General features: G+C 69.2%; 15 protein-coding genes and 1 pseudogene. 5 read left to right on the top strand and 11 right to left on the bottom strand.

Annotated features, from left to right (window positions below; genetic code table 11):
- Positions 1-21 precede the first annotated feature (21 nt).
- The 5 genes and pseudogenes from FHT37_RS06400 to FHT37_RS06380 all read right to left on the bottom strand — a co-directional run bounded on the left by FHT37_RS06400 (position 22) and on the right by FHT37_RS06380 (position 5,181).
- Positions 22-1,113 carry a porin gene (locus FHT37_RS06400; RefSeq protein ID WP_183479580.1) on the bottom strand — a complete coding sequence of 364 codons (1,092 nt, stop codon included), beginning with the start codon at positions 1,111-1,113 and terminating at the stop codon, positions 22-24.
- Positions 1,114-1,142: 29 nt separating this feature from the next.
- Positions 1,143-2,162, bottom strand: coding sequence for a tripartite tricarboxylate transporter substrate binding protein (locus tag FHT37_RS06395; protein WP_183479578.1), 1,020 nt, complete (start codon positions 2,160-2,162; stop codon positions 1,143-1,145).
- Positions 2,159-3,259 carry a 4-oxalomesaconate tautomerase gene (locus FHT37_RS06390; RefSeq protein ID WP_183479576.1) on the bottom strand — a complete coding sequence of 367 codons (1,101 nt, stop codon included), beginning with the start codon at positions 3,257-3,259 and terminating at the stop codon, positions 2,159-2,161. Before FHT37_RS06390 ends, FHT37_RS06395 begins: the two co-directional genes overlap by 4 nt.
- Before the next feature lie 614 nt (positions 3,260-3,873).
- A pseudogene (locus tag FHT37_RS06385) lies at positions 3,874-4,210 on the bottom strand (IS1595 family transposase); the annotation flags it as partial.
- A 32-nt stretch (positions 4,211-4,242) separates the two neighbouring features.
- On the bottom strand, positions 4,243-5,181 hold the full coding sequence (locus FHT37_RS06380; protein ID WP_091725293.1) for a LysR family transcriptional regulator: 939 nt from the start codon (positions 5,179-5,181) through the stop codon (positions 4,243-4,245).
- Between the two features lie 135 nt (positions 5,182-5,316).
- On the opposite strand from FHT37_RS06380, the gene FHT37_RS06375 reads away from it, so the two are divergent.
- The 5 genes from FHT37_RS06375 (at position 5,317) to FHT37_RS06355 (ending at position 9,087) form a co-directional block, all read left to right on the top strand.
- On the top strand, positions 5,317-6,165 hold the full coding sequence (locus tag FHT37_RS06375) for a class III extradiol ring-cleavage dioxygenase (RefSeq protein ID WP_147240898.1): 849 nt from the start codon (positions 5,317-5,319) through the stop codon (positions 6,163-6,165).
- Complete coding sequence (locus tag FHT37_RS06370; RefSeq protein ID WP_091724632.1) at positions 6,162-6,557, top strand: DoxX family protein; 396 nt, start codon at positions 6,162-6,164, stop codon at positions 6,555-6,557. Before FHT37_RS06375 ends, FHT37_RS06370 begins: the two co-directional genes overlap by 4 nt.
- 85 nt (positions 6,558-6,642) lie before the next feature.
- The gene (locus FHT37_RS06365) at positions 6,643-7,545 is read left to right on the top strand and encodes an NADP-dependent oxidoreductase (RefSeq protein WP_091724631.1); all 903 of its coding nucleotides are present in this window, start codon (positions 6,643-6,645) and stop codon (positions 7,543-7,545) included.
- 167 nt (positions 7,546-7,712) lie between these two features.
- A complete protein-coding gene (ypfH, locus tag FHT37_RS06360; RefSeq protein WP_091724630.1) occupies positions 7,713-8,354 on the top strand; it encodes an esterase in 642 nt (213 codons plus the stop codon).
- Between the two features lie 160 nt (positions 8,355-8,514).
- Complete coding sequence (locus FHT37_RS06355) at positions 8,515-9,087, top strand: YceI family protein (protein ID WP_091724629.1); 573 nt, start codon at positions 8,515-8,517, stop codon at positions 9,085-9,087.
- Between the two features lie 162 nt (positions 9,088-9,249).
- Here FHT37_RS06355 and FHT37_RS06350 read toward each other — a convergent pair whose 3' ends face one another.
- The 6 genes from FHT37_RS06350 to FHT37_RS06325 are packed head-to-tail and all read right to left on the bottom strand — an operon-like array spanning position 9,250 to position 18,859.
- Entirely contained in the window at positions 9,250-10,734 is a 1,485-nt protein-coding gene (locus FHT37_RS06350) for a 2-hydroxyglutaryl-CoA dehydratase (protein WP_183479574.1), read from the bottom strand.
- A complete protein-coding gene (locus FHT37_RS06345; RefSeq protein ID WP_221210964.1) occupies positions 10,731-14,387 on the bottom strand; it encodes a BadF/BadG/BcrA/BcrD ATPase family protein in 3,657 nt (1,218 codons plus the stop codon). Before FHT37_RS06345 ends, FHT37_RS06350 begins: the two co-directional genes overlap by 4 nt.
- A complete protein-coding gene (locus tag FHT37_RS06340; RefSeq protein WP_183479572.1) occupies positions 14,384-14,701 on the bottom strand; it encodes a hypothetical protein in 318 nt (105 codons plus the stop codon). Before FHT37_RS06340 ends, FHT37_RS06345 begins: the two co-directional genes overlap by 4 nt.
- A gap of 28 nt (positions 14,702-14,729) precedes the next feature.
- On the bottom strand, positions 14,730-15,869 hold the full coding sequence (locus FHT37_RS06335; RefSeq protein ID WP_183479569.1) for a prolipoprotein diacylglyceryl transferase family protein: 1,140 nt from the start codon (positions 15,867-15,869) through the stop codon (positions 14,730-14,732).
- 12 nt (positions 15,870-15,881) lie between these two features.
- A complete protein-coding gene (locus tag FHT37_RS06330) occupies positions 15,882-16,457 on the bottom strand; it encodes a hypothetical protein (RefSeq protein ID WP_183479567.1) in 576 nt (191 codons plus the stop codon).
- Positions 16,454-18,859, bottom strand: coding sequence for a DUF4157 domain-containing protein (locus tag FHT37_RS06325; protein WP_183479565.1), 2,406 nt, complete (start codon positions 18,857-18,859; stop codon positions 16,454-16,456). The genes FHT37_RS06330 and FHT37_RS06325 overlap by 4 nt, the downstream gene beginning before the upstream one ends.
- Between the last annotated feature and the right edge of the window lie 21 nt (positions 18,860-18,880).

The raw sequence follows: 18,880 nt of genomic DNA, 5'->3' as shown, positions 1-18,880 counted from the left end.
CGATGCAGCCGCGCCCGCGTGTCAGAAGTTGTGGCGGATGCCGAGTTCGGTGCCGGTGGAGGACCGGCCCGCGGAGAGCCCCGCCGGACCGCCGGGCACGGCATAGGCCGCCACGCCATCGTTGTCGACACGCGCCACCTGGGCATAGACCGCCACCCGTTTGGAGAGGGCGTGGACATAACCGACGCCGAGTTGGCGCGCATCGTTGGCGCCGACATCGACGGCACCGACTCGCCCGGCCATGTTGCTCGCCAGCCATTGGAACTTCAGCTCACCGCGCCCCAGCGGCACCCAGGCGCCGAGCATGCGCAGCGTCTGCGCGGCATTGGCCTGCCGGAAGCGGCGCTGCGTCACGGCCAAGCGCACCACGCCGAAGTCGTAGCCGCCGCCGATCAGCGTGTCGTTGAAATCGCCGCTGACCGCGATGACGTTGTTCTCGCTTCTCACATGCGCCGCGTACAGGGACGCCGCGCCCTTCACGTAACCCAGCCGGGCCCCGATCAGCTTGTTGGCGCCCTGGACCTGCGTGCCGCCTTCCGACGCGGCCACCATCACGCCGCCCTCCAGGCCGCCGAAGCGGTCGGGCAACAGCCACTGCACCGAGTTGCTGCTGCGCACCAGCGTGTTGGGACTGCTGCCGAAGGCCGAGCGGATCGGACCAGCGGGCGCGGCGGTGTAGAGGTTGGTCGAGCCGGCCACGCCAACGTGGCTGAAGGGGTCCTGCTTGACCCACACGGTGTAGGTCGGCACGTAATCGCGGCCGGCGCGCAGCTCGCCGAGCTCGCGGCTGGCCAGGCTGAGCGTGGCGCGGCGATCCCAGAACTGGCTCGCGCTGGTCGCGGCGCCGGTGTCGAGCGCGATGCCGTGTTCCAGATGGAAGCCGGCGGACCAGCCGGCACCCAGGTCCTCGGACCCGCGCACGACGAGCCGACTGGTCGCGTTGCCGCCGCTGATCAGGGACTGGAGACGGCCGGCACCGTCGTTGCGCACGCTGCGCACCGCGGCATCGACGACACCGGACAGCGTCACGCTGCCCTGGGCGGCGGCCGCGGCGGCGCAGGTGCCCAGCGCGGTGGCCGCGGCGATCCGCAGCAGGGGGGAGGGGAGTGTCATGCGGAGGGCTCCTCGAGGCGTTCTGCTGCTCATTCGGCGGTCAACCTGGCCTTCTGAACGACGGCCTTCCATTTCGTCAGCTCGCTCTTGACCAGCGTGCCGAGCTGCTCCGGCGTGCTGGCTTCGACGTCGGCACCGTGGTCCTCGATGCGCTTGATGACCTCCTTGTCGGCCAGCACCTGGTTGAGGGCCTTGTTCAGCTTGTCGACGATGGGACGGGGTGTTCGCGCCGGCGCGAAGACGCCGTACCACTGCTGCACCTCGACGCCGTCGACGCCCGCTTCCTTGAGCGTCGGCACATCGGGCAGCAGGGGGCTGCGCCGGGGGCCGGCGACGGCCAGCGGCTTGAGCTTGCCGGCCTTCACATAGGGGATCGCGGTGAAGAGGCTGGGGAACATGAACTGTGTCTGGCCGCCCAGCGTGTCGGTGATGGCGGGCGCCGAGCCCTTGTAGGGCACGCCCAGCATGTCGACACCGGCATTGAGCTTGAAGAGCTCGGCGGCGAAGTGGGGCGCCGTGCCGTTGCCGGCGGAGGCGTAGCTGTAGCGGTCGGGTTTGGCCTTGAGCTGGGACGCGAGGTCGCGGACGTCCTTCACCGGCGCCAGGGCATTGGCGACCATCAGCGTCGGCGAATAACCCACCAGGCCGACCGGCTCGAAGTCGGCCACCGGGTCGTAGCGGAGTTTCTGCAGTGCCGGGTTCATCGCATGCGTCCCGACGTAGCCCAGCATCAGCGTGTGGCCGTCCGGCGCCGCGCGGGCGACGAATTCGCTGGCGATCGCGCCGTTGGCGCCGGCGCGGTTGTCGATGATGACCGTCTGGCCCAGCAGCGGTCCGAGCTTCTGCGCGATGGTGCGCGCCATCGCATCGTTGCCGCCGCCCGCCGCCGTCGGCACGACGATGGTGATCGTCCGCGTGGGATAGGCGATGGGGGCGACGGTTGGCGTGGCGGCGGGCGCCGCGATGGGGACGGCGAGGGCGCTGATGGCCGTGAGGGCGGTGAGAGCGGCGGTGGCCACCAGCGCCACGGGCGCGAGCAGAGTCTTCATCGGTTTGTCTCCTTCGTTGATGTCGAGAACACGTCCTCGGGCAGATGCAAGTCGCCCTGCAGGATCTTTCTGGCGGTGCGCACGAGCGCGGCGCGCTGGACCGAGGCCGCCTCGCCGTGGCCGGCGACCAGGACCTCGATGGCGATGCGTCCCTGCGGATGCAGCACGGACACGGTGCGCGTCCCGTCGCGCGCGGGCGCGCCGCTGGCAACGGTGCCGGGCAAGGCGAAGGCGGTGGCGACGCCGATCGCGCCCGTCACCGCATGGGCGGCGTGGCAGCGGCGCGGCGTGAAGTAGCGGGACGTGATGCTGTCCGGGTCGTCGCCGGCGCTCACGATCACCGGCTTGGGCACGACGCTCGCCGACACGTCGCCCAGGCCCATGGCCAGCCCGGCGGCACGACGGACCGCTTCGATGCGAGCCAGCAAGGCGGCATCCGCGTCGAGTTGGGCCGGGGTTTCGCGACCGTGCAGGCCGAGGTCCGCGGCGCGCAGCAGGACGAGCGGCATGGCGGCATCGATGCAGGTCGCCGGCAGGCCGTCGATGGCGTCGATGCGGCGGCCGGTCGGGAACAGCGATCCGGTGACCGAGCCCCAGGCATCGAGGAAGTTCAGGCGGATGGGCGCCGCGGCGCCGGCGACGCCGTCGATGCTGGTGTCGCCGGCGTAGACCACGCGCCGGCCGGGGGTCAGCACGGTCACGTCGATGCGCGAGCGGGTGTTGACGTTGAACACGCGGACCGTCGTCTCGCCGTCCTGGGCGTCGATCAGGCCTTGTTCGATCGCGAACGGCGCGACGCCCGAGAGCATGTTTCCGCAGTTCGGCCGCGTGTCCACCGAGCGCTGGCCGACGCCGACCTGGGCGAACAGGTAGTCGACGTCGCAGCCCGGTTCCTTGGACCGGGACACGATGGCCACCTTGGAGGTCAGCGAGTTGCCGCCACCGACGCCGTCGAGCTGCAGCAGGTCGCTGGCGCCGATGGCGCCGATCAGCGCCTCGTCACGCTGGCGTTCGTCGGCGGGCAGCCAGTCGCGCAGGAAGAACGGGCCTCGGGAGGTGCCCGCACGCATCAGGACGCAAGGGATGGTTCGTGTCATGGAGCGGCATGCTCGGCCATGCCGTTGATGACGTGAAGTGCATCGTTTGGATCAATAAATGCGTGGGACGCAAGGATGTGCCGGCGATTGCGAAGTGGAGCCCTTAGGCGGGAACGCGCGTTGGTGGATCACGGAACGCGAACGGAGCCAGTGAGCTCGATAACGAATGGGTCAAGGACAGCGCATGAATGCAGGTTTGAGTGATTGACAATGTGCATTATGTGATGTCACGGGGATGTGCCGATGCATTCGGCGCAGCAAGTCAAACCCTCGACCTAGGCACTCATGGCGATGGCGCACAACGATGAAGTGAGGCCTGTCATGGCGCACAACGTTAAGGTCCGACTGGCGAATCCCGAACGTGATCTCCGTGCGCAGTCATGCCGCTACGACTGCAACGGTGCTCCACCGCCCCTGAACGGCAGCCAGTGGCTCGCGGTGAAGCAACAGGCCTTCCGCGTGGCTCGACCAGACGAAAGACCAAGGCGTCGCGCATGCGGAGCACCGCGTTACCCACCGACGGCCGGTTCCCGGTTCGTCGCAAGCGCCCGAACCAGCCGTCCGTGGATAACGCTCGTCGCGCCTCGTGGCGTCCACCGAACGGGGGCTGGTCCAATGTGCCAAGCGCCCTGCCCCCGCTCACCTCTGGACAGGTTCAGCGCGTGGTGCTCAACGCCCAGATGTCTGGCTGCCGCTCCTAGCGAGCCGCTGCAGTCCGTGCACAGCAGCGTCCGGGGCTAGCACCGGCGTCAACACCGCGATGGTCTGAGCCTTACCGGCGCGGTGCGAGATGAAGTCGGCCGCTGCGCCGGAGCGGTCTCGCGCCGCCAACACCGGCTCTTGTTCGTCGGACAGTCCGCGCTTGGCTCCGCTGCCGCCTCGGTGTCGAGCCTTGCGGGCTTGCACGTGTTGGCTTTTGCTGGAGCGCAGGAAGTAGGTCTCGTCGGCCTCATCTGCCGCAGCAAAACGTGTATGACCCAATCTCATCTGCTGAGGAGATTGAGGGCACTCGGAAGCGGTGTGCCTTGATCGTCCTCCGGGATCTGGGACGCCAAGAAGTCGATGAAGGTACGAACCTTGGCAGAGAGATACTTGCGGCTTGGATAGACGGCATGCAGCGTGTTGCCGAACCGTAGGATATCGGGCAAAACCAGTTCCAGACGCCTCGCCGCGAGATCCGCCTCAACCATCCACAGCGGCAAGAAGGCAAGGCCCATGCCCTGAAGCGCCGCCAAGTGCAGGACTGTTTCGTTTTCGCTCAGCATCACCGTACGCAACGAGATTTTCTGTTGACCATTCGGGCCATCCAGCCCCAAGTTCTCGCCGATGCTGACCCCGCTGTAGCGAAGCAGCGCATGACCGTTGAGTTCAGTGAAGTCTTTGGGACGCCCCATCCGCTTGAGGTAGTGGGGCGATCCGACCAGACGGAACTCCACTTGCATCAACGGACGCGCGACGAGGCCTGAATCGAGGCGATCGCGCGTCATGGCGCGCAAGGCCAGGTCAAAGCCTTCGTCCACCAAGTTCACGATGCGACCACTAAGGTCCATGTCGAGGGATACATCGGGATGACGCCGGTTGTACTCCGCCAGCATGCTCACGAAGCAAGTGTTCGCCGTCCAAACCGGCGCACTTAGCCTGAGCGTCCCTCGCGGTGATACCGCGACATTGCTGATGGCCGCCTCCACCTCGTCCAGACCGTCGAGCGTCGACTTGGCTTGAGCGAAGTAGAGCGCGCCCGGCTCGGTCAGGCTGACATGCCGACTGGTCCGGTTGAGCAATCGGATCCCAATGCGGTTCTCCAGATGGATCACGTGCTTGCTCACCATTGCCGGCGAGAGGTTTAGGCGCTTTCCGGCGGCGGCAAAGCTCTTCAGCTCCGCCACGAGGCAGAACACCCGCAGGCTGATCATCGTGTCCATCTTCATCAATGTATCGGAAATGATCCATCAACATAACGGGTGTTGATCCACCTACAGGAAACCACGACAGTGTCGTCACCAACGAACGCAGTCTGACCGCAAGGCTCCGGGTTGCACCAAAAAGGGAATGTGAAAGTGACTGGCCCCAGGCTTCCAACCTATTTCATCAGCCATGGCGGTGGTCCATGGCCCTACATGACCGGGGAATTCCGCGCCAACATGGCCCAGCTCGAACAGTCGCTGCTCGACATGCGCATGGAGCTCAGCGACGCACCCAAGGCCGTGCTCGTGGTCTCCGGTCATTGGGAAGAGCGCGGCTTCGCCGTTTCCTCGGCTGAGAAGCCCGGGATGGTCTATGACTACCACGGCTTCCCCGACTATCTCTATCACATCCAGTACGGCGCACCTGGGTCGCCGGAATTGGCGCGACGGGTGCAGGAGTTGCTGCACGCGGACGGCATCGATGCACGGTCCGACCGTACTCGCGGCTTCGATCACGGCACCTTCAGCCTCATGAAGCCGCTCTACCCCGAGGAAGACATGCCGCTCGTCCAGCTCTCGCTCGACGCCGGCCTCGATCCGGCGCTACATCTCGCGGTCGGCCGGGCGCTCGCGCCACTACGCGACGAGGGCGTGCTGATTATCGGAAGCGGCCTCAGCTTCCACAACTTGCAGGCAATGCGCGGCACCAGCGGCTACGAGCCTGCGCGGCAGTTCGATGCATGGTTGCAGCAGACGCTGGTTCACACCTCTTCCGACGAGCGCGCCCGCCGGCTAATCGACTGGGAAGAGGCGCCCGCTGCGCGCATCGCGCACCCGCGCGAGGATCATCTTCTTCCTTTGATGGCCGCGGTAGGTGCCGCCTGGGATGAGCCGGGCACCGCCACCTATCACCAGACCGACTTCTTCGGCGGCTTCACAGCCTCGAGCTTTCGCTTCGGCGCCCCACCCGTTTCCAATCCTGCGAGGACCATCCCGCAATGAATACCACCATCTGGGCTCCGCGTGCTCTAACCGCCCTGCGCATCGTCGCGGCTCTGCTCTTCATCGAGCATGCGGCGATGAAGTTCCTGCAGTTCCCTGCACCAGTTCCAGGCATGACCTACCCGCTGCCGACGATCCTGATCGTCGCCGGAGCGATCGAGGTCATCACCTCCGTGTTGATGATCATCGGCTTCCAGACCCGAATCGCTGCATTTGTCGCTTCTGGCGAGATGGCCGCTGCCTACTTCATGGCCCATGCCCCACAAACCTTCTGGCCCGTGCTGAACATGGGCGAACCGGCGATCCTGTTCTGTTTCATCTTCCTCTACGTCGCCGCTGCCGGCGGTGGTGCCCTGACGCTCGACAACGCCCGGCGCGTCGCTGCGCAGTAGACAGCAGCCACAGGTATCCCATCCATTCCGTTGCCGCCGGAAGCCCGAGGCTTCCACCTGGCAACGCACTACTCCGGAGAACGCAATGAAAGCAGCACTTCTCAAGGCCTATGGTGGCGTCGATCAGTTCGAGATCGGTGACCTACCGATTCCCCAACCCGCTGCAGGCGAAGTCCTGATCAAGATCGCGGCCTCCGCGGTGAATCCCTTCGATCTCATCCTGCGGCAAGGCTTCATGGCTCAGTACATTCCGCTCCCGCTGCCAGCGGTACTTGGCGGAGATGCCGCCGGCACCGTGGTCGAACTGGGCCAGGGCGTCACGGGACTGGCCGTAGGCGATCGGGTCGTCGCCGACTTCGCTGCGAACGGTAAGGGAGCCCACGCCGAGTATGGTGTGGTCCCAGCCACGTCCATCGCCAAGCTTCCCGCTGAACTGAGCTTCGAAGAGGGCGCATCCCTGGTCAAGGCTGGCCTCACCGGTCGGCAGACGGTTGAAGCGCTCGGAGTCAAGCCCGGCGATCGGGTGCTGGTCTCTGGAGGCCTCGGGGCGGTCGGGCGCGCAGCGCTGCAGTATCTGAAACAGATTGGCGCAACGCCGGTTGCCGGGGTTCGCCCGGAGCGTCTGGGCGAGGCTCGCGAACTCGCGGACGAAGCGCTGGACATCACGGTGCCGCCGACCAGTGCGACGTTCGACCGCGCCATCAGTGCGGCGGGCCCGGTGGCAGGAAATCTCATCCGCCATGTGCGCGACGGCGGCAAGGTGGTGAGCATCGTTCCCGTGCCCAAGGACGTCAATCCAGGCAACCGCGTGTCCATTCACGAGCTCTATCACCGTACGGATGCCGCGATGCTGGGCGATGTGTTGGACGCGGGTGCCCGGGGAGTACTAGTCGTGCCGATCGCCCAGACCCTGCCGTTGAATCAGCTCGGCGCGGCCCACGAGGCTGTCGCCTCAGGGGCCCAGGGCAAGGTCGTCCTGAGGCACTGAACGACCGAGACGAGAGGGCGGATGCACGCAGTGCGATCTGGACGCGGTCGAAGTGCGAATGCGGCGTGTACCTCCCTTCACCGTGATCGAAGGCGGCATCCAGCACGGCGTGCTCGCGATAGAGTCCTCCGCCGTCGGCCGTACATCAACAGGCACCTAGACACATCATGTCCGACGCATCCCTGGTGGTCCAGCGACCCACTACCCAAGCCTCGCAGCTCGTGCTGCTGTTTCACGGGTTTGGCTCGACGCCATCCAACATGGCGGGCGTCGGCCGGCAGATCGCCGCGATTGACGCGAAGGCGTTCGTGGTATCCGTCGCAGCGCCGTATCGCTCAGACTTGGGCCAGGGGCTGCAATGGATCTCGGTCACGGGCCTCACGGAAGGCAATCGTCCCGAACGCGTCGCCGCCGCATTGCCACTGTTCGTCGAGACGATCCGCCGATGGCAATCCGACGCAAACGTTCCGCCGGAAGCCACAACGCTGATCGGCTTCTCGCAAGGCGCCATCATGGCCCTGGAGTCAGCCGCAGGTGGTGGTAGTGCGATCGCTGCGCGCGTAATCGCAGTGTCCGGTCGGTTCGCCCGACTGCCCGAATTGATGGCCTCGGGTGTCACTGTCCACCTCGTGCATGGCGATGAAGATACCGTCATGGTGCCAGCCCACAGCATCGAAGCTTTGGCCCATCTTGCAAAGGCCGGTGTGCCGACATCGATTGACGTGGTTCCCGGCCTGGGCCACGGCATCGACGGACGGGTCCTGGGCCACATCCTGAATCGCGTGCCCGCCCCGGCGCGCCTGCCTTGACCAACCTTCTGAGCAACCCAACCCTGCGCGCGGGGTTGCGCGACCGCCCGTCGCGCCTTCACTTCCCAGATGAGTCCCAACGTTGGGCAAGCCCCTGGCGGCGCGGTCAGCGCCGGGGAATTCATGTCCATTCCAATCTGACCCGCTGGAGCTCACCCCCATGAAGAAGCTTTCTGTGATCGTTCTCGCCGCCCTCGGCCTTGCCGGCATCGCACATGCTGAGACCGTGACCTACAACTTCGACCCAACGCACACCTTCGCGACGTTCGAGATTGGCCACTTCGGTACCTCGACCAACCGCGGTCGCTTCAACAAGACCGAAGGCTCCGTCGAACTCGACAAGGCCGCCAAGACCGGCAAGCTGTCCGTGACCGTCCACGCCGACTCGCTGGACACCGGCTTCGCGCAGTTCACCAAGCACATTTCGAGCAATGAGATGCTGGACGTCGCAACCTACCCCACCGCGACCTTCGCGGGCGACAAATTCACCTTCAACGGCGACAAGGTGACCGACATCTCGGGCGCGCTGACGCTGCACGGCAAGACCAACCCGGTCACGCTGCATGCAGTCAACTTCAACTGCTACCAGAACCCGATGCTCAAGCACGAGGTCTGCGGCGGCGACTTCGAGGCCACGATCGTGCGCAGCCAGTACGGCGTGAACTACGGCCTGAACTACGGATTCCCCGACAACGTGCACCTGGTCATCCAAGTCGAGGCTGTCAAGCAGTAGGCGAAACCATCCTGGCTACGGCGCACGTACTTGTCGTCTAAAAGGGCATGGCTCACAAACCACTTAGATGCTTCCACGCGGAACGCACATTACGTGGCCCCTCCAACAAGTTCGTCGTCCGAGTCCCCGATGCGAGCGCGAAGCCGGGCCGGCCCGGCCTGCTCAGGTGCCGGCCGCCCGTTCTGCGGCCACCAGCCGCTTGGCCTTGAATAGGTCGCGCAGCACCCGGCTGTGGGCATTGGCCGTGCCGTCGCCGGTGGTCTCGATGCTGCAGAAGATCGCCTGCGGGTACTTCTCGGTCACCAGCGCCTGCACGCCGTCGGACACGCCGGACGACGGCATGCAGCCGAAGGGCTTGACGCTCACCACCATGTGGGCCTTGCGCGCGGTGACGCTCTGGATCAGCTTGCCGACCTCCATGTGCCCCTCGCCGCCGCGCAGGTGGTTGTCGTAGAACGGGTGTGACAGCGTCGCGATCTCGTCGAGGTTGCACAGCCGGCGCGCCGGCAAGCCGAGTACCGCCGCATACAGCGCATAGCAGCCGCGCAGGCCGGCCTCGGCGGCGCGCGCCGCCGCCAGCCGCCGCCAGGGCGACCTGCCGGCCAGGCCGTGGCGACCGCCGTCGTGCCGCGGGAGCGCCATCCGCCGCCGCGTGTCCCAGCGCATCTGCCAGAGGTTGTAGAGCAGCCAGGCGGTGACCGGCTGCACCAGCACCTCGGCGCCCTCGGACTCGAGGAAAGCCTGCAGCCGGTAGTTGCCGTCGCCTTCGGTGGTCATCGCCCAGAACTCGCCGATCACCGACACCTTGGGCTTGACCCGCGCGCGGTCCAGCTCGACCGCGTCCAGCAGCCGCCGGCATCGCCACAGCGCCGCCAGGACGCTGCCGCGCACCGCCAGCGCGTTGTGCAGCACCGCCTTGCAGCGGGCCAGCGCCGCCTGCGTCGCGCCCGGATCGCGTTCATACGGCCGCAGCCGGTAGCCCATCGCGTTGAGCACGTCGCCGGCCACCACCGCCCGCAGCAGCGCGAAGAAGAAGCGTCGATCCAGCACCAGCCCGTCGCCATCGCCGCAGGCCTGTCGCAGGCCGCCCTGCTGCTGGAACAGCAGCACGCGGAAGCCCTCGAAGCCGGCATCGCGCAGCGCCTTGCGGTACTCGGTCGCGTAGGTCCCGAAGCGGCACGGCCCGCAGGCCCCGGCGGTGACGAAGACATGCTGCGCGATGATCTCGCGCGGGTTCAGGCCTTGCTCGTCGCGCAGCCGCTGCAGGTGATGGACGAGATTGCCGACGGTGAAGTAGGTGGGATTGCACTGGCCACGGTTGCCGAACTCGCGCCCGACGCGCAAGGCCTCGTCGTCCGGCGTGCCCAGCACCTCCACCCGGTAGCCGATGCCCCGCAGCGCGCCCTGGATCAGCAGGTCCTGCGCCTGCGTCAGTCCGCCGCACAGCAGCGTCGTGCCGGCGCGCTCGTCGCGCGTGAAGGGCCGCGGCGCCGGATCGCGCCACTGCGCCACCGGCACCTCCGTCAGTCCCAGCCGCGCCCGTTCCTCGCGCTCGAAGGCCTCGAGCTCGCGTTCGATCTCGGCGGCCCGCGCCAGCTCGTCGCGCAGCCAGATCACCGGGCGGTCGCCCTCGTCCGTCAATCTCATGAGGTCCTCCGGTGGATGGTGATCGGATGCGCCTTCGAGGCGGTGTCGCAGGCCCGCCCGGTGGTCGGCTCCAGCGGCGCGAATCGCGGCACCGTCTCCTCGCCCAGCCAGGCCGCGTAGTCGCCCTCCGAGGCCGGAGCGTGCGTCGCGAGGCCAACGAGGCCGCCCTTTTCCTCACGGTTGACCTCGCCGTCACGTGCCCTCGCCCGCGCTCGCAGCTCGCGCCGCTTCGCCTCGATGCGCCGCGCCAGCTCGTCCTTGGCGGCATGAAGGTCCTGCAAGCGCTCGGCGTGGCGCTGCAGCGTATGCCCATAGGTGCGCACCCGGATCTTCAGCGAGCCCGACGGCTTGTTGGCGTCCAGGTCGTGCAGCGCCGAATACGGCGTCGCGCTCGCCGCGACGATGTTGTCGATCATTCCGTAGGTGGGCGCGTCGTGGCCGCATTTGAAGCTCGACAGGTCCAGCACCACCAGGTTGGGATGCCGGGCGGCGAACTTGGCGGCCCAGACCTTCTCGGCGCTGTTGGTCGAATAGGCCTCGGGCCAGACATCGGCCACGCCCAGCGGGTCGCCGCCCTCCCCGGCGAAGAAACGCGCCAGCCACTGCGGATCCTTCGGGATCGAGCGGATCGACAGCACCGGATAACCCAGCGCCTGGAACTCGTCGAGCACGCCATGGTGCAGTCCCGGATCCGCGTGATACGGCCGCGCCAGCAACAGGATGCCGACCCGTCCTTCGTCCTCGAGCTGCGCCAGCAGCTGCATGCCGCGGCGCTGCATCTCGCTGTCGAAGGCTCGCAGCGCCGCCCAGCCCTCGTCGACGGCGAAGTCGCTCTCGTCCCGCGTCACGCCCAGGCGCTCCCCCCAGGCCTCGAACATCTGCTGCTTCATGAAGTGGGGCTCGCACAGCGAGATCGCCGGGTCGACATAGACCACGCCCTCGCGCGCGAAATGGTCGACCTCCTGCGTGAAGGCCGCGCGCATCACCTTGGGCACGCCGGCCACGATCGGGCAGGCCGTCGTGTCGGGCAGACCGCGCACGAAGCTCGGCACATGCGTCAGACAGGGAAAGAACAGGAAGTCCAGCGGCCGCTCCCGGTGCTTCACCTTCAGCAGGTCGTGGATGTGCGCCTGCACCACCTTCGACGGGAAGCACGGATCGATCGACCCGTAGCGGCTGCCGGCCTCCCACAGTTCCTCGCTGGTGACGTCGGAGAACACGATCTGGCGCGGGGGCACGCCCAGCGTCTCGAAGTAGGCGCGCCACAGCGGCGCGGTCGAGTACATGTTCAGCACCCGCGGCATGCCGATGCGCAAGCCGGCCCGCCGCGACGCGCCGTCCGAGCGCTCGAAGCTGCGCGCCGCGCGGGCGCGCCAGGGCAGCAGCGCCGCCGTTGCCCAGCCGCGCGAGCGCCGCCCCGGATCGACGGGCGAGCCCGCCTCAGGCAGCGGCCGCGGCGCGGCCCCCGCCTTGAAGGCCAGGCCGGCCTCGTAGTCGACCAGGTTGGGGAACTGCGCCTTCAGCGACTTGCGGTGCGACACCAGCGCCTTGAGCGCGTCCTTGGACTCGACGGTCCCGTGCTCGCAGGAGAAACCGGCGATGTAGCGGCTGTTGCGGCCCTGCGGGGTCGCCGCGTCGATGAAGGTGCGACGGCAGGCGTTGGCGCAAAAGTGGCAGACGGTGCCCTCGTCGTTGCGGGACGTCCAGGCCAGGCCGATCGCCGCGTCCACGCCGACGAAGCGGCTGTGGCCGCGCCGCGCGACGATGCGTCGCGCCTCGAGCGCCGCGCCGATGGCGCCGGCCTCGCCGCAGTGCGGATGCACGCGCACGATCGCGCCGGGCACGCGCTCGACGAGGTAGTCGTGCTGCGCCTTCACCGCGGCCAGGTTGTGCTGTGTCCCGCCCTGCAGCACGAAGACGCGGCCAAGCTCCGCCAGCCGCGGCAGCTGCACGACGTACTGCCAGATGTTCTTTGGCAGCACCAGCGCGAGGCCGGCCATCAGTTCCTCCTTGCCGTAGCCCTCCTTCTGGAAGGTGACGCGGTCGGTGTCGAGGAATACGGCACAGCCGTAGTTGAAGCGCGGGCTCATCCGCGCGCGGAAGGCCAGCGCCGCGTAGTCGGAGAGCGCGACGCCGAACTGGCTCGCCATCGCCTGCAGCAGCATGCCGTTGCCGGCCGAGCACTGGTTGGACAGGCGGAAGTTGCGGATCTCGCCGCCGGCCATGAACAGCACCTTGATGTCCTGGCCGCCGACGTCGCAGACCACGTCGACATCGTCGAAGGCCTGCCGCGCCGACATCATGTGCGCCACCGTCTCGACGATGTTGGCGTCGACCTCGAGCGTCTCCTCCAGCAGGTCCGCCGCGTATCCGGTCGCGCCGGCGCCCAGCACCTCCAGCGCCGCGCCCTGCCCGGCCACGAAGCCGCGCACGCGGCGCAGGATCTCCTGCACGTCGGCGAGCGGATTGCCGCGCGAGAGCTGGTAGTCCCTGAAGAGGACCTCGCCGCCCTCGTCGACCAGCACCGCCTTGGACGAGGTCGACCCGCCGTCGATGCCGAGGAACGCGCGCACCCGCTGGCCCGGCGAGAAGACTGCCGGCACGAACGGCGCCTGGCGGAAGCGCTCGATGAAGGCGTCGCGCTCTTCGTCGCTGGCCACCAGCCCGGGTCCTTGCGCCGGCAGCACGCGCGCGCCGCGGCCACGCGCGATCGAGGCGCGCAGCGCCCCTGCGCCGGCGTAGCGGCCGATGTCCGGCGCCTCCTGCATCCCGTACACCGCGGCGCCGTAGGCCGCGTACAGCGCGGCGTTCCCGGGCACGACGACGAGGTCCTCGATCGGGACGCCCGCCGGCAGCGCGGTCCCGCGCGAGGCCCACAGCTCGGCGATGCGCTGGCGCCAGCAGGCCTGCAGGAACGGCAGGTAGGTGTTGGGACCGCCCAGCAGCAGCACGCGCGGCTGCAGCGTGTGGCCGCGGGTCAGCACCGTGAGGTTCTGCGCCACGATCGCGTCGGCCAGCGAGCACATGACCTCGGCCGACGGGATGCCGGCCTTGAGCAGGCCGACGATGTCGGTCTCGGCGAAGACGCCGCACTTGGCCGCGACCGGGTGCAGCTTGGCCGGTTCCCAGGCGAGCGCGCCCAGCGCCTCGGGCGCGAGCGCGGCCTTGAGCACGCACTTGTCGATCGTCGCGCCGGTGCCGGAGGCGCACTTGTCGTTCATCGACGCGATCACGCGCCGGTCCGCGTTCGAGGCGCCCGGCGGCGCCGGCTTGTAGATGATGATCTTGGCGTCCTGGCCGCCGAGCTCGATCACGCTGCCGACGTCCGGATGCAGCGCCTCGACGGCGAGCGTGACCGCGTTGACCTCCTGCACGAACTTCGCGCCGAGCAGCGTCGCCAGCGGCGGCCCGCCGGAGCCGGTGACGAAGGCGCGCGTCGTGTCGGCGTCCAGCTCGCCGAAGCGGGCCTCGATCGCTGCCAGCTGCGCGTCCAGCGCGTCGGCCTGCCGCGTCTCGTGGCGGCGGTAGTCGGACCAGAGGATTCCGCCGCTGGCCGCGTCGACGACCACGGTCTTGACGGTGGTGGAACCGATGTCGATGCCCAGGATCCGCGCGCCGGGCCGCATGTCGGAACGGGCCTCGGGCCGTGTCATCGCCGCCCCTCGATCAGGACGACGGCCTCGTCCGGCGGCGGCAGGCCGCGCAGCCGTCGCCACGCGAGCTGCAGGCAACGCCGCCAGGGCGCGGCCGCCGGCGCCGGCACCAAGGCCAACGGTGCTTCCTGCGCCGGCGCATCGGGCGCGGGCGCCACCGGCAGGGCCGGCGACAGCCCCAGCATCCTCACCACCTCGCGGTTGCCCACGCTGCGCTGCAGTCGCAGCACCGACCGGGCCCAGACGGCCTGGCCGCCGCGCGACGACACGGGCGGTGCCGCGAGGCGGAGCGGTTCGGGATTGAGGTCCGGCATGGCGTCTCCTCGAAAAACACGGAGGGGATCAGCGCGGGGCGTCCCGCACGATCAGGTGGTAGATGCCGCGCGCGCCGCGCAGCAGAGCCCGCGCGCCGCGCGCGCCGACCAGGTTCGCGATCAATCTGGACAGGACGCGGGCCTCCCGCTCGTCCAGGGCCCGTCCCGCGTGCGAGAGCGCGTACAGCGTCGACGGGCGGCCGTCCACCGACCCCAGCGCCTGACACGAGACGCCGAAGGCCTGCGAGGTGCGCCGCACCGCGATCGGTCCATGCGGCGCCTCTGGCAGCGACCGCAGCGACCGCAGCAGCCGCGCGACCTCGTCCGCGTGGCGCGGCGCCAGGATGCGATGCCGCGCGCGGCCGGTCAGCGCCAGCACCGCCATCCCCAGTGCCGTCGCCAGTCCCACGCCGAAGTGCCAGTCGGCGCGCGGCAGCCGGCCCTGCCATTCGCTGGCGAGCACCGCCGCCATCAACACGGTCGAGGTCCACTGCGCCTCCGAGAAGCGTCCCCAGTACGGCCGGGCCGCGTCGCCGCGCAGTTCCTCGAGCCAGATCCGCACCGCGCAATAGCAGACGACGTGCAGGGCGAGCACGCTGCCCGCCGGGGCGCCGCGCCAGGCCAACGCGCTGCCCGCCACGACGATGGCGGCGACGAGCAGGGACTCCAGCACCTGGACCGGGAACAGCCGCACGCCGACGTAGCAGGCGGGGAATCCCTCGTTGGCATGCGACTCGCTGTAGCGCACGCCCCAGTGGTGCGGCCGGCCGTGGCAGCAGCCGACCATCAGGCAGCCCTGCCGCCCGAAGACCAGGAAGGCGCCGAGCCACAGCGCGTTGAGGTCCAGCACGCGCAGCACCGGCGCGCCCAGCGCCTGCAACTGCAGCGCGCTCGTGGCCAGAATCGCGATCTCGTGGTGATAGAAGACCAGCGTCTCCTGGCCGGTGAGGACCTTGGTCGCCATCGCCAGCACGAAGGCGGTGGCCAGGCCGCTGGCCAGCAGGCACGGGACGATCCAGGGCGGCAGCCGCAGATGCCAGGTCAGCACCGACACCAGCGTCGTGGCCACCACCAGACCGACGGCGCCGCAGACCTGGAAACTCGACACGCGGCGGCCGAGGAGAGTCATCCGCGGCGGCGGGCTGGCGAAGCGGCGCGGGACGAGCATGGACGAGCCCTTTCAGCGCACTGGCCGGCGCTCGACCTGCAGTCGCCCCCAGGGCAACTCGTTGAACTGCGCCAGCGTGCAGGACGGGAAGCCATACGCGCGCACGATCGCGCCGGTGATGTTCTGGACGTGCAACACCAGCCCCCGCGACGCATGGATGTGTTGGCTGTGGACGCTCCCCAGCCCCGAGCGCTCGATGGCTTCCGCAGGCCCCAGCAACTCATCCAGCGGCCCGGCGGGCACGAGACCGGCCACCTCGATCGCCAGGATCGCCTCGTCGCGCAACCAGACCTGCACGGCATGCGGCACGCGCGGCGAGGGTCCATAGCGCCGGAAGGCGGTCGCCGTGCCCTCGAGCGGAGCGACGCCGTCCGGACCGCCCTCCCCGGGCCCGAAAGCCGCCTCCGCCGCCTGGCGTCCGCACCCCCTGGGCAAGCCCGGCCAGGCATCGAGACGACCCTCGACCAGCGCCCGCATCGCGTCGACGCAGACGGACGGCATGGGTGCATTCATCGGTTCAGCCTCCAGGTTCGATGAGAGGAGCAGCAAGACCACCAGCGCGGCGCCGGCGACGGGACGGGCGTTCATCGCTTCGGAATCAGCAGGCGGGTGCCGGCGGCCAGCGATCCCCACGACGCCGCCGGGTTGGCGTCGGTGAGCGCCGCCACGGTGATGCCGTTCTGCCGGGCGATCTGCACTTGCGTTTCCGATCCACCGGCGCCCGCCTCCACGACGACATGTTCGCGCGCGCCCGGGACATGCAAGGTGCCGGCAACCGGCGAACCGGCGCTCAGGCCCGGATTGGCGGCCACGATGTCGGCCTCCGCCACGTGGGCCGCCCTGGCCAGCTCGCTCACCGTCGCGATGCCCGCCGGCACCGTGACCAGGTCGCGGTCCGCGGCGACCACCGGCGACGCGGTGGCGCCGCCCGGCGTCAGCCCGAGGAACTCCACATGCCCCTGGAAGAAGGCCGCCTTCACGGCGCTGTCTCCCACGGCGGTACGGATGGCCGTCGCATGCTTCAGGTACTCCGCGTAGCTGCCGGCCTCGAACGGCGGCACGGTGCCGGCCGGCGGCTCGGGGAAGTGGCCGCCCTCGATGTCCGCCCGCAGCGCCGCGTTCTTCGGTGCCTTGGGAATCTGGTCGAGCAGCACTTCCTCGCTGAACATCGTGCAGAAGCCCTCCGACATGATGCGGTTGCTGGCGCCGCCGGCGGTGTGAAACACCGGATGTTCCAGCGTGTGGATGTACTCGTGGACCAGGGTCTCCCAGGCGGACCAGCGCAGCGACCGCTGCGCCTCGGAGGGCGCGCCCCCCGAACCCGGCGCGGTCCCCAGGCCGGGGCTCGTCGCCGTGCCGATGACGATCTTGCCGGTGCTCGGATCGGTCAGGGCGAAACCGAACAGGTCGAACAGCTCCAGGTCCGGTTTGTGCGCGTTGACGAAGGGCGTCAGGATCTCGGTCTCGAGGAAGGCCTGTTCCTCGCCGCCGCGCGTGGGGCTGAAGTTGTGCGGCTTCATCGCGTCGGCGCCGAAGGTCTCGGCCATCCAGCCCGCGAGATCATGCGCGTCGATCGGCAGATTGGCCAGCGCGCGCTGCGCGCGATCGTTCGCGTCGAACAGGTTCTTGCCGGCGCCCGAGGCCCGGAACGCGAAGCCATGCCGCACGCTGGACTGCGAAGGCGTCAGCGCCGCCACCGAGATCCAGTCGCCGAAGTGCCCGTCCACCACCTTCTTGGCGGCGTTGCCGGGCCCCTCCAGGTCGGCGATCGGCACCCGTGCGGTGCCCGAGACGGCATGGATGCCGGGCATCGTCGCGGTGAGCTCCGCCAGCATGGCTTGCGTCACCTTGGTCTTCAGGTCCGCCTTCAACGCGTTCTTCTGGGCCACCGTTCCCGGCGCGGCGGCGCCGGCGTCCCAGGCGGCGAGCGCCGCGCCCACGGCGGCGGCGGCGGGATGCAGTTCGCGTTGCACCTGCTGCAGCTTGGCCGCGTCCGGCGCGACGGCGCCTGCGTGAAGGTCCCTGCCCTGGGCCACGGCCGGTGCCGCGGTCTTGTCCTTGGAGCAGCGCGACAAGCTCAGACCGCTGCGCAGACGCGGCGCCACCTCGCGCGCCGGGGCCTGCCCGCCCAGCCAGTCCTTCCGCACGAAGGCCTCGGCGCTGCGATCCGCGTCGGCCTCCAGCGAGCCCGCGCGCGCCGCCGAGCCCGGACCGGGCTCGCGGGCATGGCCTTGCTGGACGACATGCGCCAGTTCATGCGCGATCAGCGCATCGCCGGCGGGCGTCCCCGGGTGGAACTCGCCGGCGCCGAAGGCCACGTGATGTCCCACGGTGAACGCACGGGCGTTGAACTCATCGGAGAGGCGGCGGCCGGGGCCGTCGTCGTGCAGCCGGACGCCCGCGAAGCTGGTGCCGAACGCGGGCTCCATGCGCTCGCGCACCGACGTCGGCAGGGGCTGGCCCGGCCCCAGTTCCCGCTGGACCGAGGCGGGCGGTCGCGTGGATTGCGCACCGCCCGGGCGCCCCTTGAAGAACATGCCGCCGAAGGCGTCGAGCAGCCCGCCACCGGCCATCGGCGAGGCGGGCATGTCCTGCGGCAGTCCGGTGAGCTCGCCGGTCGTGGCCCAGGTGCGTGCGCTGCGGCCCACCCGGGCCGACACGGCGCCGATGTAGTCGGCCGCGCGCGAGGCGCCGCGCGACTCCGGGGCGTATCGCCTCAGCGCCTGTTCAACCTGGCTGGCGCCGCGTTCCGCGTAGTACCCGAGCCAGTGATCGATCCAGGGACAGCCTTGCGAGTCCCTCCCCGTGCCGGCCAATCCGGCGTCGACCGCCTCGCACAAGGCCACGCGCAACGCGTCGAGGAACTCGCCCTTGCGCATCTGCCCCGGCTGGAGGGGACCCTCGTCATCCGCCAGCAAGGCGCCCCGCCCTTCGGCCGCCGACGGTCCGGACGCCGCCCCCTCAGGCGGGGCTTCGGCGGGTGCCGGCATCGCGGTCGCCTCGAACGAGGC

Origin of the sequence: Mitsuaria sp. BK037, assembly GCF_014193045.1 — a bacterium.
Classification (GTDB): Bacteria; Pseudomonadota; Gammaproteobacteria; order Burkholderiales; family Burkholderiaceae_C; genus Roseateles.
Note: the sequence above shows the minus strand (reverse complement) of the source record. Positions and strands in the feature narration are given on the sequence as shown.

What these genes read in the sequence shown, in the direction of transcription:
- FHT37_RS06400 (WP_183479580.1), bottom strand. Translation starts at nt 1,113, where the DNA reads ATGACACTCCCCTCCCCCCTGCTGCGGATCGCCGCGGCCACCGCGCTG.
- FHT37_RS06395 (WP_183479578.1), bottom strand. Translation starts at nt 2,162, where the DNA reads ATGAAGACTCTGCTCGCGCCCGTGGCGCTGGTGGCCACCGCCGCTCTC.
- FHT37_RS06390 (WP_183479576.1), bottom strand. Translation starts at nt 3,259, where the DNA reads ATGACACGAACCATCCCTTGCGTCCTGATGCGTGCGGGCACCTCCCGA.
- FHT37_RS06380 (WP_091725293.1), bottom strand. Translation starts at nt 5,181, where the DNA reads ATGGACACGATGATCAGCCTGCGGGTGTTCTGCCTCGTGGCGGAGCTG.
- FHT37_RS06370 (WP_091724632.1), top strand. Translation starts at nt 6,162, where the DNA reads ATGAATACCACCATCTGGGCTCCGCGTGCTCTAACCGCCCTGCGCATC.
- FHT37_RS06365 (WP_091724631.1), top strand. Translation starts at nt 6,643, where the DNA reads ATGAAAGCAGCACTTCTCAAGGCCTATGGTGGCGTCGATCAGTTCGAG.
- ypfH (WP_091724630.1), top strand. Translation starts at nt 7,713, where the DNA reads ATGTCCGACGCATCCCTGGTGGTCCAGCGACCCACTACCCAAGCCTCG.
- FHT37_RS06355 (WP_091724629.1), top strand. Translation starts at nt 8,515, where the DNA reads ATGAAGAAGCTTTCTGTGATCGTTCTCGCCGCCCTCGGCCTTGCCGGC.
- FHT37_RS06350 (WP_183479574.1), bottom strand. Translation starts at nt 10,734, where the DNA reads ATGAGATTGACGGACGAGGGCGACCGCCCGGTGATCTGGCTGCGCGAC.
- FHT37_RS06345 (WP_221210964.1), bottom strand. Translation starts at nt 14,387, where the DNA reads ATGACACGGCCCGAGGCCCGTTCCGACATGCGGCCCGGCGCGCGGATC.
- FHT37_RS06340 (WP_183479572.1), bottom strand. Translation starts at nt 14,701, where the DNA reads ATGCCGGACCTCAATCCCGAACCGCTCCGCCTCGCGGCACCGCCCGTG.
- FHT37_RS06335 (WP_183479569.1), bottom strand. Translation starts at nt 15,869, where the DNA reads ATGCTCGTCCCGCGCCGCTTCGCCAGCCCGCCGCCGCGGATGACTCTC.
- FHT37_RS06330 (WP_183479567.1), bottom strand. Translation starts at nt 16,457, where the DNA reads ATGAACGCCCGTCCCGTCGCCGGCGCCGCGCTGGTGGTCTTGCTGCTC.
- FHT37_RS06325 (WP_183479565.1), bottom strand. Translation starts at nt 18,859, where the DNA reads ATGCCGGCACCCGCCGAAGCCCCGCCTGAGGGGGCGGCGTCCGGACCG.